This is a genomic window from Bellilinea caldifistulae, assembly GCF_001306055.1.
In the GTDB taxonomy this organism is placed as follows: domain Bacteria; phylum Chloroflexota; class Anaerolineae; order Anaerolineales; family Anaerolineaceae; genus Bellilinea; species Bellilinea caldifistulae.
In genome coordinates, this window is sequence record NZ_LGHJ01000012.1 from 111,015 (window position 1) to 127,667 (window position 16,653).

Annotated in this window: 14 protein-coding genes; 5 read left to right on the forward strand and 9 right to left on the reverse strand. The window is 56.4% G+C overall.

Annotated elements, in window-relative coordinates:
* Positions 1-97: 97 nt before the first annotated feature.
* From AC812_RS06545 to AC812_RS06555, 3 genes are read left to right on the forward strand one after another with little or no spacing between them, the layout of a single operon-like run.
* Positions 98-1,498 (forward strand): hypothetical protein, encoded by a 1,401-nt coding sequence (locus AC812_RS06545; RefSeq protein WP_061919308.1) that lies wholly within the window; start codon positions 98-100, stop codon positions 1,496-1,498.
* A complete protein-coding gene (locus AC812_RS06550) occupies positions 1,470-2,039 on the forward strand; it encodes an MOSC domain-containing protein (RefSeq protein ID WP_061919310.1) in 570 nt (189 codons plus the stop codon). Before AC812_RS06545 ends, AC812_RS06550 begins: the two co-directional genes overlap by 29 nt.
* 18 nt (positions 2,040-2,057) lie before the next feature.
* Positions 2,058-2,441, forward strand: coding sequence for an ACT domain-containing protein (locus AC812_RS06555; RefSeq protein WP_061919312.1), 384 nt, complete (start codon positions 2,058-2,060; stop codon positions 2,439-2,441).
* Between the two features lie 9 nt (positions 2,442-2,450).
* Here AC812_RS06555 and AC812_RS18260 read toward each other — a convergent pair whose 3' ends face one another.
* Complete coding sequence (locus tag AC812_RS18260) at positions 2,451-5,249, reverse strand: methyl-accepting chemotaxis protein (protein WP_061919313.1); 2,799 nt, start codon at positions 5,247-5,249, stop codon at positions 2,451-2,453.
* A 160-nt stretch (positions 5,250-5,409) separates the two neighbouring features.
* Between AC812_RS18260 and AC812_RS06565 the strand changes: the two genes are divergently transcribed.
* On the forward strand, positions 5,410-6,351 hold the full coding sequence (locus AC812_RS06565; RefSeq protein ID WP_061919315.1) for a DMT family transporter: 942 nt from the start codon (positions 5,410-5,412) through the stop codon (positions 6,349-6,351).
* Between the two features lie 6 nt (positions 6,352-6,357).
* Here AC812_RS06565 and AC812_RS06570 read toward each other — a convergent pair whose 3' ends face one another.
* Entirely contained in the window at positions 6,358-7,395 is a 1,038-nt protein-coding gene (locus AC812_RS06570) for a class I SAM-dependent methyltransferase (RefSeq protein WP_061919317.1), read from the reverse strand.
* Between the two features lie 287 nt (positions 7,396-7,682).
* Here AC812_RS06570 and AC812_RS06575 point away from each other — a divergent pair, with 287 nt between their 5' ends.
* Positions 7,683-8,231, forward strand: a complete 549-nt coding sequence (locus AC812_RS06575) for a ribonuclease HI family protein (protein WP_061919319.1) — start codon at positions 7,683-7,685, stop codon at positions 8,229-8,231.
* On the opposite strand, the gene AC812_RS06580 is transcribed toward AC812_RS06575, so the two are convergent.
* The 7 genes from AC812_RS06580 to AC812_RS06610 form a co-directional block, all read right to left on the reverse strand.
* A complete protein-coding gene (locus tag AC812_RS06580; protein WP_169787265.1) occupies positions 8,222-8,809 on the reverse strand; it encodes a protein-tyrosine phosphatase family protein in 588 nt (195 codons plus the stop codon). The genes AC812_RS06575 and AC812_RS06580 overlap by 10 nt on opposite strands.
* A gap of 72 nt (positions 8,810-8,881) precedes the next feature.
* Complete coding sequence (locus AC812_RS06585) at positions 8,882-9,793, reverse strand: carbohydrate kinase family protein (RefSeq protein ID WP_061919321.1); 912 nt, start codon at positions 9,791-9,793, stop codon at positions 8,882-8,884.
* 9 nt (positions 9,794-9,802) lie between these two features.
* Positions 9,803-10,717 (reverse strand): hypothetical protein, encoded by a 915-nt coding sequence (locus tag AC812_RS06590; RefSeq protein WP_061919323.1) that lies wholly within the window; start codon positions 10,715-10,717, stop codon positions 9,803-9,805.
* A 39-nt stretch (positions 10,718-10,756) separates the two neighbouring features.
* Positions 10,757-11,263 (reverse strand): DUF3592 domain-containing protein, encoded by a 507-nt coding sequence (locus AC812_RS06595; protein WP_061919325.1) that lies wholly within the window; start codon positions 11,261-11,263, stop codon positions 10,757-10,759.
* A gap of 83 nt (positions 11,264-11,346) precedes the next feature.
* Positions 11,347-12,588 carry a 2-oxoglutarate dehydrogenase complex dihydrolipoyllysine-residue succinyltransferase gene (gene odhB / locus AC812_RS06600; protein ID WP_061919327.1) on the reverse strand — a complete coding sequence of 414 codons (1,242 nt, stop codon included), beginning with the start codon at positions 12,586-12,588 and terminating at the stop codon, positions 11,347-11,349.
* Positions 12,589-15,366 carry a 2-oxoglutarate dehydrogenase E1 component gene (locus AC812_RS06605; RefSeq protein ID WP_061919330.1) on the reverse strand — a complete coding sequence of 926 codons (2,778 nt, stop codon included), beginning with the start codon at positions 15,364-15,366 and terminating at the stop codon, positions 12,589-12,591.
* 118 nt (positions 15,367-15,484) lie between these two features.
* A complete protein-coding gene (locus tag AC812_RS06610; RefSeq protein ID WP_169787266.1) occupies positions 15,485-16,564 on the reverse strand; it encodes a double zinc ribbon domain-containing protein in 1,080 nt (359 codons plus the stop codon).
* Between the last annotated feature and the right edge of the window lie 89 nt (positions 16,565-16,653).

The window sequence follows — 16,653 nt, forward strand, 5'->3', positions numbered from 1 at the left end:
GGTGTAATGGGTCATATTTTTGGTCATATTCCCGCCCTTCACGCCATCCTTTCAATTACCCATCAGCCCGTCACAAATCGGTATAATTAAAGGGACAATGCCAATAATTCTCAAGCGCATCCTGAACCTGCTACTTGTTCTTCCAGTCATCCTGCTGAACGCTGCCCCCGCCGCGGCAAGCCATGTTGCCCAAGATGCTCCACCCGGTTTTTACCCGGTTGCCGAAGCGCCTGCCGTAACCCTCTTTCGCAAAGAATATCCCGGCGGCACACCGGATTATGTACTGGTCGTAAATCTCGCTCACCACGCCGCCCTGCAGGTATTGACCGGCGAGACTTCCGCCGCCAACGATCCCAACGCTGGCGCTTCTTTCGTCCCGCAACCCATGGATACCTTTTGGGAACAATTTGCCAACAACAACAAGGACGCCTTTTGTGTAATTGGCGGGCCTTTCTTCCCTGATGCTCCATTCAACGACCGTTTGGGCCTGAAAGCCAACAGCGTCGTGCGCCGTGCCGACAATTCCGCCGGCGAGTCGCTTCCACCGCTGGTCATGCTGGAAGTGTGGGATGATTCTGCCCGTCTCAGTCCCTACACCGACACCGCCTTTCAGCAGTCACCTGCCCCGCTGGTCATCGTCGGCCTTAGCCCGCAAGCCGAACGACAGCCCCAGGCCTTCCTCAGCCGCAGTCTGGCAGGTGTACAAGACCGGGACGGGGATGGAGCCTTTGAAACGGTGTTGTTCTTTGCGTCCAAAACCACCCGTCAGTCGGATGCCGTCGAGGTTTTGCGATCTTTTGGCGCCCAGGAAATTTTCCTGCTGGCGGATGGGGAGGCGGCTCAAATCAATTGTCAGGGTGTTCCCTTTGTCTTTGCCGAGCGCCAGTTGCCGGTCGGATTAGGGATTTCAGCCGGATTCATCGCCGATTACGAATCGGTTCTCGTCCGGCACACCGAATGGCCGATTGCCACCCAAGGCGAATCGGTACAGGTGGAAATTGTGGTACGCAATAACGGCAGCCAGGTCTGGCAGCCGGGAGAAGTGTACCTTGCCAACCTGCGCAACGATTGGGGCATCGGCAATCGCCTTGAAATCGGTACACCGGTCGCCCCCGGTCAAACGGCCACGTTCTCCTTCACCAGCCAGCCCTTCAAGCGGCCGGGTGTGTACACCTCCCAGTGGGCAATTCAACGTGGGGGGCAAAACATCAGCGCCCGGCCAATTTTGGTCAATGCCGTCGTTCTACCGCAGGAGCTGGCCGCCCGTAAGCAGGAATTGGAAGCTCAAATTCAGGAATGGGCACGCCAGAAATTGGAAAATATCGAAGAAATGATCTTGAACTGGATTGAAAGTCAGATCCGCCGTGGTTTTGACCGCATCTGTCCCTCTGCCGCCCTGCTACCGGGCTTTGCTCTGCTGGCGGGATGGGTCAACAGCCGTTTGAGTCGTTCACAAAAGGAAAACGGAGATGAAAAACTCACTATCCGGAGTCGTTGAGGGGTTGTTTCTCGGCCTGCATGCTGACTCGCTGGTGACCACACCGGTCAGTGAAGTTCAGGTCACCTTTGAGGGATTTGTGGGGGATAAACACGCCGGCTGGACGCGTCTTTCCGACAGTCGCACCCCGCATTACGAGCGTGGCACGCTAATTCGCAATGACCGCCAGGTTTCTCTGGTTTCCAGCGAAGAACTGTCGGAAATTGCCCAAAGGCTGAGCATTTTGACCGTACAGCCGGAATGGCTGGGAGCCAACCTTCTTCTCAGCGGCATTCCAAACCTGACCCGCCTGCCTCCGCCGGCGCGTCTGTTCTTTGAGCAGGGGGTGGTACTGGCCGTCAGCGCCGAAAACCTGCCCTGCACCGGCCCCGGCCGCGTGATTCAGCAGAACTACCCCGAACGAGAGGGCCTTGCCCCGCAATTTGTCAAAGCAGCCCGCGGTCTGCGCGGGTTAGTCGCCGTGGTTGAACACCCCGGCGTGATTACGCTGGGAGAAAAAGTACGTGCAGAAATCCCTTCCCAATATCAATACCGGCTTTAGCCAGAGAGGAAACCTTCTGTGAACCCATCCCAAGTGCTGAACATCCTGCCCCAACGGCTGGTCGTCTGCCGGTTGGAGGCAGGTGAGCCCATCCCCGACTGGGCACAAAACGGCTCCTTCTTCTCCATCACCCGCACCGCAGAAGAACTTTCCATCGTCTGTGAAGAGGGACTGAACCCGCCCGGCATCCTTTGCGAAAGCAGCTGGCGGGCGCTGATGCTGGAAGGCCCATTTGATTTTGACCAGATTGGCATCTTGAAGTCCATGTTGGATGCGCTTGCTGAGGCGCGCATCAGCATCTTCGCCATTTCCACCTTTGATACGGATTACATTTTGGTGCGGGCAGCCGATTTAGAAAAAGCGGTTTCAGCCCTGCGCTTAGCCGGTCATCGCGTCTGTTAATATACCTTTCTAATTGAGGGACTTACCGGCTGCCTGTACCGCTGCTTCCAGCCGATCGAGCGCACCGAGAAACTCGGCCGTGACCGCCTCCACCTCGCGGGCTGTGTGTTCAAATTCCTGAAGATTGCCGTTGTGGAAAGTCTCAACGGCCTGCCGTGTCAGTTGATGGAAACGAATATGAACCTCTTCCAGCGCTTCAAACTGGGGCAGATTTCCATAATGCTGCTTCCCTGCCCCATAGTACCAGCGCCCCAGTGAACACTGCTCGTGAGTCACCACGCCGTAGTTGTTCAAGCGATTTTCCAGGCGGGCAATCCGCAAGCGGCGCAGCCAGGCGCTGTGTGCCTGCCGCACCAGTTGAAAACGCAGTGAGGTATCTCTGCCGTTGTCGGTCTGAAAGTTAGCCACCATTTGAATCAGCGTTTGTGCCAGTTCCGCCAGTAAATTCGCCGAACGGGAGACCTCCTCAACCTGTGCGCTCATCTCCTCGGTCGAAGCCGAAACCTCTTCCACCGCAGCGCTGTTCTGCTCACTGATGCTGGCGATATTTTCGATGGCCTCGCCCACTTCGCCGGATCCGGCCGCCATTTCTTCGGTGGCCGCCGTGTTCTCCTCTACAATCGCCGAAACGCTGTCCATGGCGCTGGCGAGTTCCTCCGCCAGTTGATCAATTCTCAAAGTTGCCCGGGCAATTTCCTCACCCGATTGCAGTCCTTGTTGCGAGGCACGCAGCAGCTCATCCAACGCCCGGCGCGACTGATCCGCCAACCCCACCCCTTGCTGGACTTCCCGGCCGCTTTCAGCCATGGAACGGACGGCCTCTTCCACCGCTTTTTGAATTTCGCGAATCAAAGCCGCAATTTCACGGGTTGCCTGGCGGGCTTGTTCGGCCAGCTGGTATACCTCCTGCGCTACCACGGCGAAACCGTTGATTCGTAATTCAAACTTCTTCAAACTGGACACATTGAAGCCAATCTGCACAATGCCGGGCCGATCGGCGCGGGAAACGCCGACGAACTTGTACACCTCATCATCAAAAGATCGTTTTTGCGACTCCTGACATAAAACACCGTCTTTTTGGTGAATCAACTGCCGGAAGGGATAAGCCTGTTCTTTGGGGTCGGTGGGGAATTTCCAACCAATCAACTTGGAATCGTTCGACAGCACCACCACGCCGTCCTCATCGGTTGCCAGAATCATATCCAGTTGGGCAGCCTCTCCCAGTCTTTGCCAGTCACTGAGCGGCCGCTTATCCCACCCTGAAAGCAGCAAGTGGTTGATGATCCGACATTGGGCGGTCATCATGCGGTCGAGCATCACTTCGGTCATTTTCTTGCTTTGCACCTCGGCATGGGCGGCTTCAATGGCGGCGTTAATCGCAAGGATGTTGGTCTTGGCGGCAATGTCATCAATCGTTTCCAGAATCATGCCAATTTGCCGGGAACGGTTGCCCATTTCCTGCACTTTTTGGGTAGATAGATCCACAACGTTTCGAATGCGCTCCATCCCGCGTGCGGTATCTTCCACCACCCGTGCCGTATGCTGGCTGGTTTCAACTGCACGGCCGGAAGTCAAAACCTGCTGCTCGGCGGAAACCCGAATCTCACGGACTGCCTGGGTGATTTGATTGGCCACTTCAGCCGCTTTGCCCACGGCTGCCGCCTGTTCCTGCGCCCCTCGCGCCACACCGTCAATTGCCCGTGTCATTTGATGAATAGACGAACTGGTCTGACTGACCGCTGTCGCCTGCTGGGAAATTCCCTGGGCAACCTGTTGAATGGTCATCGCAATTTGAGAACTGGCCTGTCCGCTTTGATCGGCCGCACCGGATAACTCATCCGAGGCTTTGCTGACCGTCAAGGCGCTGTTGGCAAACTGACCGATCAGCGTTCGCAGTCTTTCCACCATCTGTTTGAGGGTGTTTCCCAGCAAGTCATCTTCGCCTTTCGGCTCCAATTGAACGGCAAGGTTGCCCTCCCCCAATGCCTGAGCCACCGCAGCCACATCCTCCAGGTAGGTCTGAGTTTCCAACAAACCCGCAGCCAGTTTTCCGGCTTCATCTTGCCGGCGCGTCAGCCGGGCAATTTTCTCCATCTGATCGAAGTCCATCTGCAAGGCTCCCCGCGCAATTTCATGCAAATGGGCAGTTACTTGCTCCAGGGGTCGGGTGATGTGCAGGCTGAGCGACAGGCTGGCAACCAGCGAAAGACCGGCAGCCAACAGACTGGCTATCATCAATACCGCAGCGGCGGAGCGGTAGGTGCGTTCGCTGGACTGATAGACATTTTCAGCAACGGTTTCACTGGCCTTCACCAGTTCATCGAAGGATTGACTGACCAGTTTCTTATTCTGAGCCAGGCTGCCGCTATTGAGCGAGTCATACACCACCGAGCGGTTGCCGCTATCGGTCAGGCTCATCGCCTCCAATACCGCACGCTGATACGATGACCAGTAAATCTTGAAATTGGTCAACGCCTGCACGGCATCCGGCGGGACTTTTCCCCTCTCGTATTCACCCAAAAAGGCGTTGATGGCATCCATGTTGCGCTTCAGGGTTTCACGGATTTCAGGACGGTTTTCCGGCAGCATCACATAAGTCAGCAGGTTGCCGTGCAATTCATACAGCGTTTTATGGGCGGTTCCCAGCGTTTTTATAGGGAGCGTCTGGTCAAGGTAAATCACCTCCACGCTGCGTTGAATTTGTTGCAAATGGAAAAAACCCACGGCTGCAACCAGCAGAACAAACACAACCCCCATGATTGCCGATCCAACCAGTTTCGTACGAGTATTGAAGCGACTCAAATCCACCTTTGCGACTCCTTTCCATCCATTGAAAAAGAAGGGGTTAACGCCATTTAGGTTATAGCGGTTTGACCCGTAAAAATCCAATAAAATCCGTCTGTTGGGCGCGTAAAATTCAGGTAAAATCCGCCTTGTTGTTTAAATTCGCTTCTCAGGACTTAATTCGATGACCATCACCGCAAGCGCAGTTGATACCCGCACGGCCAGCAAAGGTTATGCAATTGCCCTGGTCGGAGTGCTGATCTGGTCAACCACTGCCATTTTCATCCGTTACCTGACCGCTTATCAGCTCATTCCCCCCATCCTTCTGGCGGCCTGGCGGGATTTGCTCGCCAGCCTGACAATGGCGATCGTATTGGGGGTTTTGAAACGCCGTTTGCTTTACCTGCCAAGGTCTCTTTGGGGGTTCATTCTGGGATACGGGGTAGTTCTTTCGCTATTCAATGCCCTTTGGACTCTGTCGGTTGCTTTCAACGGAGCAGCCATTTCGGTGGTACTGGTGTATAGCTCGGCTGCTTTCACGGCCATCCTTGCCCGTTTTCTCTTTGGTGAAAGCCTTTCCATGGCCAAAGGCCTGGCCATTGCCGCCAGCCTGAGCGGATGCGTGCTGGTGGCCGGGGCATTACAGCCGGAAATGTGGCGGCTAAACCCGCTCGGCATTTTGACCGGACTGCTCTCCGGGCTGGCGATGAGCGGTTACAGCCTGTTCGGCAAAGAATCAGCCCGGCGAGGAATAAGTGCATGGACTGCTCTGGCCTATACCTTTGGAACTGCGGCCGTCATTCTTTTCTTTGGCAGCCGCCTCTTGCCGTCTTTTCTGGGGGGTGTGTCAACCGGCGATTCTCTCATCCCCTCTCTGGAAAATGCCGGTTGGGCAGCATTGATTTTACTGGCAGTTGGCCCGACCATTGGCGGTTACGGCCTCTACACCCTCAGCATGAGTTACCTGCCGGCTTCGGTGGTCAACCTCATCGCCACTTTGGAACCGACTTTTACCACCGTTCAGGCTTACTTTCTGCTGGGTGAGCGTTTCAGCGCTGAGCAGGTGGTGGGCAGCCTGTTGATTCTGGGCGGGGTAATCGCCTTGCGGTTTCACGAAAAAGGCTGATGCGCCTCAACTGGCCGCTGCGCGGTCTTTGCGCGCCACCCGCAGAACAGCGATTTTGGTGGGGTGGTTGAATGGGGATGGATCAACCGGTGGAGGAGAAACCCGCGTTTTTGGAAAACCGGTCACGTCTTCCGGTACGGGGATGATCTCCTCCAGCCAGAGATAGCCGCTCCGGGAAATCTCATCAAAAATGCGGATCAGACCCGTCCCGCTCATAAAAAGGGCATTATTGACCACGATCAAAACGCCGTCATGGGCAACCAGCGGACGAACTTTATTGAGCAGCGGCAGGGTTTTCTCGTTGAGGAAAATCTCACCGTTGAAACCAGTGGAGAAGAAAGGCGGGTCGAGAATCACGCAGTCAAACAACTGTTTGCGGCGCTTCAGGCCATCTACCACCTTGAAGAAATCCCCAATCAGGAAGTCCTCATCGTTAACCGGCCAGCCGTTCAAACGGTAAGTTTCCCGCGCCACTTCCAAAAAACGCGGGTTGTGATCGGTCTGCACAACCCGCCGGGCGCCGCCCGCCAGCGCCGCCGCCCCCAGGCTGCCGGTATAGGCAAAAGTGTTCAACACACTTTTCCCGGCCATGTGTTCTTTCAGCCATCCGCGCAAATTGCGGGTATCCAGATAAAAACTGGCATCCTGATTCAGGCGCAGGTTGATCGCATACGACACACCGTGTTCAACAATCCGGGTAGCAAGTGCCTGCTCATCCCCAAACCGAATCACCCCCAAACGCGAAGCCATGTTGCGCAGGCTGCGGGTTTTATGCACCACCGCGGTAATCCACGGGAATTGCCGGATGAACCATTTTTGCAATTCGATCAGCAGCGGACGCAGAACCACCGGATTCTCGTGGTAGTTGAAAATCACCAGTGTGGTGGCATACAGGTCAATCAGCACATCCGCAAAACCCTCATAAAAGCCACTGAAGAGGCGCAGCGCGGTTTGATGCTGATCGTCCATTCGCGGCAAACGTTCTTGCAGGGCCTTCTCCACCCTTTCAAATAAAATCTCACCATCCACGGAAAAATTACTCATCTTGTGTATTATAACCAGCCCGTGGGTATAAACCTAACAGTTTTCTTAATCCAATTTTTACCAGTTATTGATTGCATTTTTACATAAATCCTGCATAATCATAGATAAGTGAAGCAACTGAAAACTCACGCAGGCTGCACAGGCAAACCAATGAGGTCTTCACTCAACCAACACGCAACAAGATTCAACCTTTCATCTTCTTCCTTCCCTCTGGCTCACAATGAGCCCTCTTCTTCCCGACCGGCGATGGAAATCTCCATCGCCGGTTTGCGTTCAGCGAGGAAACCATGACACTCACACTGTACTTTGACGGTCTCTTTATGGGCATTCCCAAAAAGAATTGCCCCGCCCACGGCGCCGGCTTCATGTGTTACGGTTGGATTGCCTGGCGCGGCAGCCGCATTATTGCTCGCGGGCACGGCGGCTACCTGCGCGGCCGGGATGCCAGCAGTAACATTGCTGAATACCTGGCGTTGATTGAAGGGCTGGAAGCGCTGCGGGATATGGGCGTGGAAGGTGAAACCATCCACATCATCGGGGATGCCAAATCGGTCATTGAGCAAATGGAAGGGGTCGCCTCGGTTCATTCCGACCAGATTCGCCCCTTGTACGAAAAGGCTCAGCGCATCGCAGCCGGATTTGCCCATTTAGATTGGCGCTGGATTCCACGCAAGCACAACCGCGAAGCCGATGCCCTCACCCGCCGGGCACTGCGTCAGATTCGCTCCAATCCGAACAGTTATTCGGCGGCATTGAAAGCCATCAACCCGGCCCTGCCCGGCAGTCACCCCACCCGCAAGTTCTGGCCGGTACTGGATTTACGAATCTACTGCTGAGACAGCCTCTCCGCAAAACGCTCAATTTGTTCCTGCTGAACGCGGGTCAGACGAATGAAAATCCGCACCTGCCGAATTTTCGCCCACGCCTGAGAGGGCGTTAAACCTTCCGAAATCAAACAGGCGGCTGCCATGCTGGGTGCCCGTCCCACCCCTGCTCCGCAATGGATATACACCTTACCACCCTCATTCTTGATCTGCCGATAAAACTCAACCCCTGCCTGCAAATCCTCCAGCGAAGGCGCGGCATCGTCCACCGTGGGGAGATGAAGGTAAGCGGGAAAATCCAGGCCCAGTTGACGATCATCGAACTCAGCCCGCAGATTGATGACGCCTCGAATGCCCCACCGTTCTAAAATCCGCCAGCCGCCTTGACGAAACTGCGCCCCGACAAACAGATGGGGGGTAATTTCGCACTGCTCACGAATGGGGCGGTCTAAAACCAGACGGTTGAACACATTGAACAACCACCAAAAGGTAGCCCGCACTCCCTGAGTCACCAACCGTACCCGAAACAGGCGTAAAAATTTGGCCAGATCCATGCTTGCTTCGCGGCTGGTTTTACCCTCTATCTCCACTTTCATCTCCTTAACACACAGCAATGCCGCGATTGTAGCCGTTCAGCAGGCAGAAATCAAGTTAAGGTTCGGTTAAGCGGGGTAAACCCGTCGGTACCATTCTTCCAGCCCCGCGGCATCCAGAAACCCATCCGCCGCCGAAACCGCCCCAATCTTATACGAAGCAAACACCACCGCCTTGCGAAGAGCCGTTTGGGCTGTATCTCCACCAAAATAAGCATGCAGAAAGGCGGCAAAAAGCGCATCGCCTGCGCCAATCGTGTTGCGCACCGGACGGGTATTCACCGCCGGAACATGGCAGACCTCTCCGGCGTCGCGCTCACCCAGCAGACATCCCTTTTCCCCCAGCCCAATCCCCACAATTTGTGCCGGGTATCTGGCCTGAATCGCCCGCAGCCACTCCTCCGGCGGTAAGGGCAGCCTTTCATGGCTCATAAAGAGAATATCCGCAAATTGCATAAAATCCCGGTTGTAATCATCCTCCAAATCCCCGATGGCGTGTACATCGGTTGCAATCGGTTTGCCCAGACGGCGCGCCTGCACTAGCAACGGGCGGGAAAAATTGATGTTGCAGAGGATGGCTGCATCACAAGCCGCCAGAGCCTGTGCGGCGAGCCGGGGCGGGTAAACCTGCTCTTGAATGTCCTTCAAATCCGTGTGAATCTGACGCCTGCCATGTGAATCGTAGAGGATCACTGACTGGGGCGTCTCTTCGAGCCGCTCCAGCACACTGGTTGATGGGATGCGGTCTCTCTGTAAGGCATTTTGCACCCGCCGGCCGGCATCGTCCCTGCCAATCATTGAAAGAAATTCCACTTCGTTCCCCAGGCAGATGAGTGCTTTGGCAAGGTTATAGCCAACCCCTGAAACACTGGACTGGATGCCGTAAAAAGGAAAATTAACCGGATTGTAATCCAGCGGGAAGCGTTCAATTCGCAGGGTTGTTTCGATGTTGATCAGGCCCGAAACCAGAAAACGAGTCATCCGAAAGGCTCATACCACCGTTTCCACAATGCGGGTCAGCACATGACGCTCGACCTGCGCATCGTTGTGGGGTGTCGGCACATCCCGGAACAGATACCAGTCCTCGACATGCTCGATGAAGCCCTGAGGGGGAATGGTTTGCAGCGGGCCAAGCGTTTCCAGTTCCAAAAAGCGTTCGTTGATAAAAACCTCGACATTGCAGCCCAAATCGGGATAGACCGCCTCGCCTGCCACCGCAAAGCGTTTGATGAACAAATGTCCACGGCGGGCATAGGCACACCACCCGCTGGGGATGAAGGCGCCAATCTTCTGGGCGATTTTGATCAAGGGGTCTTGGCGCACCAGCAAGTACTGACGGCCCCAAATCAAGCGCGCATCGCTCAGGTCGGTATACGGCCACAACGCAAGGGAATTGACCGGCAGTAAACCAGCCGGATCGGTATGCGGCAGGCGCGGCGGCATCGGTAAAATGGCCGTGCCGCCGGAAAGCATCACCGAGAGCGCCCAAGGGGCAAGCCGCACATCCCATAACCCGCGGTTATACAACCGATGAATCACCCGTACATGAGTTCCCACCGGCGAAAGGCGGATATCCATCTCCTTCTGGATGCCGGTGGTGCGCTCAACCGGTTGAGTAACACGAACACCGTCCCCCAAATCCTGCCAGACGAGAGGTTCATTATCGGGGTAGTAGGTACGCGGGTCGGCTTCCGGCGCATGCCACAGGCGGTGACCGCCGTACATCCGCCATCCATCCCTGCCCGCTTGGCCCTGGTCTTCCTCGATTTCGGCAAATTCGTTTTCCTCATCGAGGAAACCGTACCGCAAAATCCGTGGCCCGAATTGAGTAGAGACAATCACATCCACCAGTTCATTTCGAAAGCGGATGCACTCCTGCCAGCCGTTGAACGATACCATCTCCATAAGACCTACCACCCTCACTCCAGGATTCGATGCCGGACTCTATCCCAGCGAATTAGCCAGCAACACCACACTACCGATACATAAGATTGTAACCGCAATCACCACCAGGATAATTCCCGCCACCAATTCGGCTTTGCCGGTCTTACCGGCTTCCAAAACCGCCTCGGATGGGTTTTGAGGATTGTAGAAGACCGGAACATTTTTCCCGGCGGGGTAATACGCAATCCGCTCTTCAACTTTCCTGCGGTTACTGATGGCAACGCTGGGGCCAATCCCCATTCGATCACCGGTATAAGTTATCCCCGCCACCTGATATTCGAACCGCACAACGGGGGAGTAGGTATAGGTTGAGATACCGTCTTCATCTTCGCTCTCATGTTCCGCAATGCGCGACTCGATTATCCGGCCGGTGGTTTTTGGCCAGTCAAGGCTTTGCCGGGCTTTTTCTTTGTTCTTCTGATAGCGCAGAATTAACCACACCCCAATGCCGGCAAAGAGCAAAAACAGACCACCCCCACACAAAACAACAAAAAGCGCACTAGCCATTGGCAGCCCCTCCCGTGATCAGGAATTCCTTTTCATTATACATAACTTTATAATGGGAAAGGGCGTTGGACGAGGGGCACTTTTCAACCAATCTCTACCAGCAATTGACCCGGGTCTTCGAGCATCTGTTTGATGCGTACCAGAAACTGAACCGCCTCGCGGCCATCCACAATCCGGTGATCGTAACTCAACGCCAGATACATCATCGGGCGGATGACCACCTGCCCGTTGACTGCCACCGGCCGCTCTTGAATCCGGTGCATACCGAGGATGCCAACCTGGGGTGGATTGAGAATCGGCGTACTCAGCAGGGAGCCAAACACGCCACCATTGGTGATGGTAAAAGTGCCACCGCGCAAATCATCCAGGGTGAGACTTCCTTCGCCGGCTTTGCGAACAAACTCGCCAATCTTGCGTTCAATCTCGGCAAAGCTCAGGTTTTGGGCATCCCGCAGCACCGGCACCACCAACCCTTCGGCATCCCCTACCGCAATGCCAATGTCGTAGTAGTATTTGCGGACAATCTCAGTCCCCTGAATCTCGGCATTCAGGTTGGGGAACTCACGCAGAGCGGCAACACTGGCCTTGACGAAAAACGACATGAAGCCCAAATCCACCCCATGGCGCTTTTGAAAGGCTTCGCGGTAACGTTTGCGCAAAGCGATGATCTCGCTCATGTCCACCTCATTGAACGTGGTCAGCATGGCAGCAGTTTGCTGGGCTTCTACCAGCCGGCGGGCAATTGTCTGGCGGCGGCGGCTCATGCGGATGCGCTCCTCGCGCCGCTCACCGGTGACGGGGGGCGGTGCCGCCTGCGGAGCCGGTTGAACCGGCCGAGCAGGCGGTTCGCTCGACCTGGCCGGTTCGGATGGAGCAATTTTCTGGCGACTGAGGTAGGTCAGCACGTCCTCACGAGTGATTCGTCCCCCCGTTCCGCTGCCGCTGATTTCTTCCAGCGGAACACCCTCTTCTTCGGCTAACTTGCGCGCCAGCGGGGTGATTGAGGGGGCAGCCGGCTGAGGCTTTTCAATGAGCGGCTGGGTTTGTGCGGAAGGCTCACTCACCGGCGGCGCGGTTTGTTTCTCCTCCGTCGGTGCAATCAGCGCAAGCACCTCCCCAACCGCTACCGTTTCACCGGCCTGTTTCTCAATCCGTTCCAGCACTCCGTCGGCGGGTGCGCTGACTTCCAGGTTGATTTTATCGGTTTCCAGTTCCAGCAGCACCTCGCCGGCACGTACCGGTTCGCCTTCTTTCTTTAACCAACGTCCAACCGTGCCTTCCAGAATCGATTCGCCCATTTCGGGAACTTTGACCGCTATGCTCATCTACTCCTCCTCTTGCGGGTTTGCCGAAAAAGCGCGCCGGATCAGCCATTGTTGATTGTAGAGATGCAGGGCATTCGAGCCTTCTGCCGGGCTGGCGCTGCGCGGCCGGCTGATGACCTGCACCGGCGCACCCCAAACTTTCTCGATGTACGGACGCACAAACTCCCATGCCCCCATATTTTGGGGTTCTTCCTGCACCCAGCGGACTTCTTTGAGATTGGGAAAGCCATCTAACACAGCGGCGAGCTCTTCGAGGGGGAATGGCGCCAGTTGTTCCAGGCGGACAATGGCGGTTTGGGGGTTCTGGCGACGCACCTCACTGACGGTCAAGTCCACCGCCACCTTACCACTGCACAACAGCGCCCGCTCGACCTCTTCCGGCGGGGTGTTATCGGTCAGCACCGGCAGAAAGCCGCCGCGCGTAAAATCCACTCCCGCCGAAGCCACCAGCGGATGGCGTAGCAGGCTTTTGGGGGTCATCACCACCAGCGGTAGGGGATGTTTCTGAATCAACAGGGCCTGCCGGCGCAGCAGGTGAAAGTACTGAGCGGCGGTGGTGCAGTTGACCACTTGCAGATTCTCATCCGCATACAGGTTGAGGATGCGCTCCAGACGCCCACTGGAATGATCCGGCCCCTGGCCCTCAAAGCCGTGCGGCAGCAGCAGCACCAGCCCCGGGGTCAGCAGCCACTTGGCGCGGGCGGTTGTGATGAACTCATCCACCATCACCTGAGCGCCGTTGATGAAATCACCGTATTGGGCTTCCCAAATCACCAGCCGGTCGGGTGACTGAATGCTGTAGCCGTATTCAAAGCCCAGCGCAGCCAGCTCCGAAAGCGGGCTGTTGTAAATTTCAAAGGCAGCCCTTGCCTGCGGCAAGCGCTGTAATGGAATGAACTTTTCGCCGGTTTGGTAATCAAACAGGGCGGCATGGCGTTGACTGAACGTACCCCGCAGGACATCCTGTCCAGTCATACGGATGGGAATACCCTCCTCCAGTATCGAAGCAAACGCCAGTTCTTCCGCCTGCGCCCACTCAATTGCAGGCCAGTGGATGTCCTCCATCCATCGGGTGCGCCGCTCGCGCGCCTTGGTCAACTTGGGGTGCAGGTGAAAATTCTCCGGCAATTGCTGCAAAGCCCGGCTGAGGGTCTGCAATCGTTCAAGAGGAATGCCGGTTTCAATGTCTTTCAGGGAAAATCGGCCGGGTTTGGGAGATTCGGCCTCCGTTTGAAGGACGGCGTTGGCATCCAGGCTGTTTAGGATGTTTTGCAGGCGCTGCTCACAGTCAAGGATGATCTGCTCTTCCTGGGCGGGGGTCAATTCGGCTCGCTCCATTAATTGCTGCGCCCACTGACGGCGTACGGTGGGGTGCTGCTCAATTTTTGCGTACAGGCGCGGCTGGGTGAATGAGGGTTCATCCCCCTCGTTGTGTCCGTGGCGGCGGTAGCCGATCAGGTCAATCACAAAATCGCGATGAAACTGCTGGCGGTAAGCCCATCCCAGGCGAATCGCCAATAAACAAGCCAACGGGTCATCGGCGTTGACATGCACAATCGGCACGCGAAAGCCCTTTGCCAGATCACTGGCAAAGATGGTGCTGCGCCCGTCCTTGGGGTCGGTTGTGAAACCCAACTGATTGTTGGTGATGATATGAATCGTACCGCCGGTATGATAACCTTCCAATTTGTACAGGTTGAAGGTTTCGGCGACCACCCCCTGACCGGGAAAGGCTGCATCCCCATGAATGAGCACCGGCAGAGCCGCCAGCGGGTCGAAACGGGGGGAACCGGGTTGGCAGGTCTGGCTGCCGGCTGCCCGCGCCATTCCCTCAACCACCGGGTTGACCGCTTCCAGATGACTGGGGTTGGGCACCAGGGTGATCTCGATACAGGCCGCACATTCATCCTCGGCGGCTTGCCGACCGCCCAGATGGTATTTGACATCCCCGCTGAACCCCAGCGCATCATCATTGCGCAGTCGGCGCTCCAGCGGGTCTTTGAACTCCGCCAGAATCGTTTCGTACGGCATACCCAACACATGCGCCAGCACATTCAAGCGCCCGCGATGTGCCATGCCCATCAGCACGTGCCGGACTCCGCCCTCCCCAGCCAGTCGGATGAGCTCATCCAGCATCGGCACCAGCATATCCACCCCTTCAATCGAAAAACGGGTTTTACCCGGGAAAGTGCGTTGCAGAAAACGCTCAAAAACTTCCACCTCGGTCAGGCGTTCCAGCAAAGCCAAACGCTCTTGCGGGGTTAAATCCGGCTGGTAGAGTTCCTCCTCAACGGCCTGTCGCAACCAGTGGCGTTCCTCCGGCACACGAATTTGCAGATAATCATGGCCGATCCTGCCGCTGTATAGCGATCGCAGCCGTTGAACGGCATCCAGCGCCGTCGAACTGCGCCGGGCAGCCGCTCCACCCACCAGGCGTGCCGGCAGAGCAGCCAGTTCTTCCTTGCTCAGGCCGTAGGTAGATTCCTCCAGCCACGGGTCACCCGGTGGCGGGGAACCGAGCGGATCCAGATGGGCATCAAAATGCCCGTACTGACGGATTGCCTCAGCCAGACGGCTGACCGCCACGGCCTTTTCGGGTGGGATACCGTCCTGGCTAAGCTCGGGGCGAAGGGTCTCACTTTTTTTCTCGAAAACGGGAGGAAATCGGTCAAAGAAAATTCGCAATGCCGTATCTACGGCGTTCGGATCCTCACAGTATTTTTCATATAAATCCAGCAAATAGGCTTGATTGAAGCCGTTGAACTCATCCCACTCCATGCTGCCCTCTCCCTTAGCCGCGTCGTCGGTTAATCTTAACGGTCATGGCGCATGGCTGTCAACCAGATCGGGCAAAGTTGAACAAGGTTGTACAACCTGTGTGGAAAAGCCGGGTGGTTTACCGCGACGGTTGAACGCGCACCACCCTGCCGCGGCTGTTGACATCCAGTATCCAGCGGCTGCCGGGCTGAGCCTGCCGGAAGAGCGATTCATCACTGGTTTCGTAGGTGTAAGTTTCGCCATCGGCGCGGAAAACGATTTGATAAACTGCCTGCCGGGAACCAATCCGCTGGTCGCTGCTCAACTGGGGCTGGGGAAAGACCGGATTGGAGTCGCTGCCGCTCAGGGTCAGGGTATCCACCTCCGTCCAATCCAGGATGGAATAGCGGCAGTATTCGGCATAAACCTGATAGACACAATCCTGAACGACTTCGCCGAAACCGGTGCCCTGATCCACGGTGTAGGGAGTGCCGCACACCTCGGTGGCAACCGGCTGAGGCTCATCGGAGGTGAACGCAAAACGATATTCACAGCCCAGCACCTGCGCCCCACCGGGCAGGTTCTCGCGCCAATCGGCCCGCTCAACCGGCTGCAAGGCTTCCAGCACCAGCCGGGTTTGCCAGCCGGCCGACTCGACCGTGCCGACGACTTCGCTGGTACGATTGAACACACCGCCGATCACCAGCAAACAACCAAGGATTGCCACAATCAGCACCGCTGCAATCACCAGCATAGCGCTGCGTGAACGGGTTTTCGGCGCAGCTGCAGCCGGAGCAGGCGGCGGGGTTTTGGTCAGCGGCGACCCGCAGGTTCGGCAATAGCGGGCGGCCGCGGGGTTCGGCGAGCCGCAGGCCGGGCAAGCCACATCTTCAACCGCTGCGGTTGAAAACGCCCCCACGACTTCACCCGCCTTGCGCTGAACACCCTCTTTCAAATCGGCACCGCATTGGCGGCAGGTTTCAGCCTCAGCCGGGTTGCGGGTTCCGCAAAATCCGCAGTGAATATCCGGTTTCCGGGCTGCAATTTGTTGGGCTTCTTCCCCGCTAATCAGTTCCTGTTCGAGGGGTTGTTCAAACTTCACATCTTCCGGCTGCGGCCCGCCGCAGGAAAGACAGACCTTCTCGGCACCTGGGTTGCGCGTTCCGCAGCGCGGACAGGTCCATTCCAACTGGGTGTATCCAAGGCTCTTGCGCGCCACAATTCCAACTCCTGTTTTTTTGATTACTTTATTCAACTATAAGATTACCTTATTTCCTCAATTTGTTCCACAATTCCGGCAGGGTACTT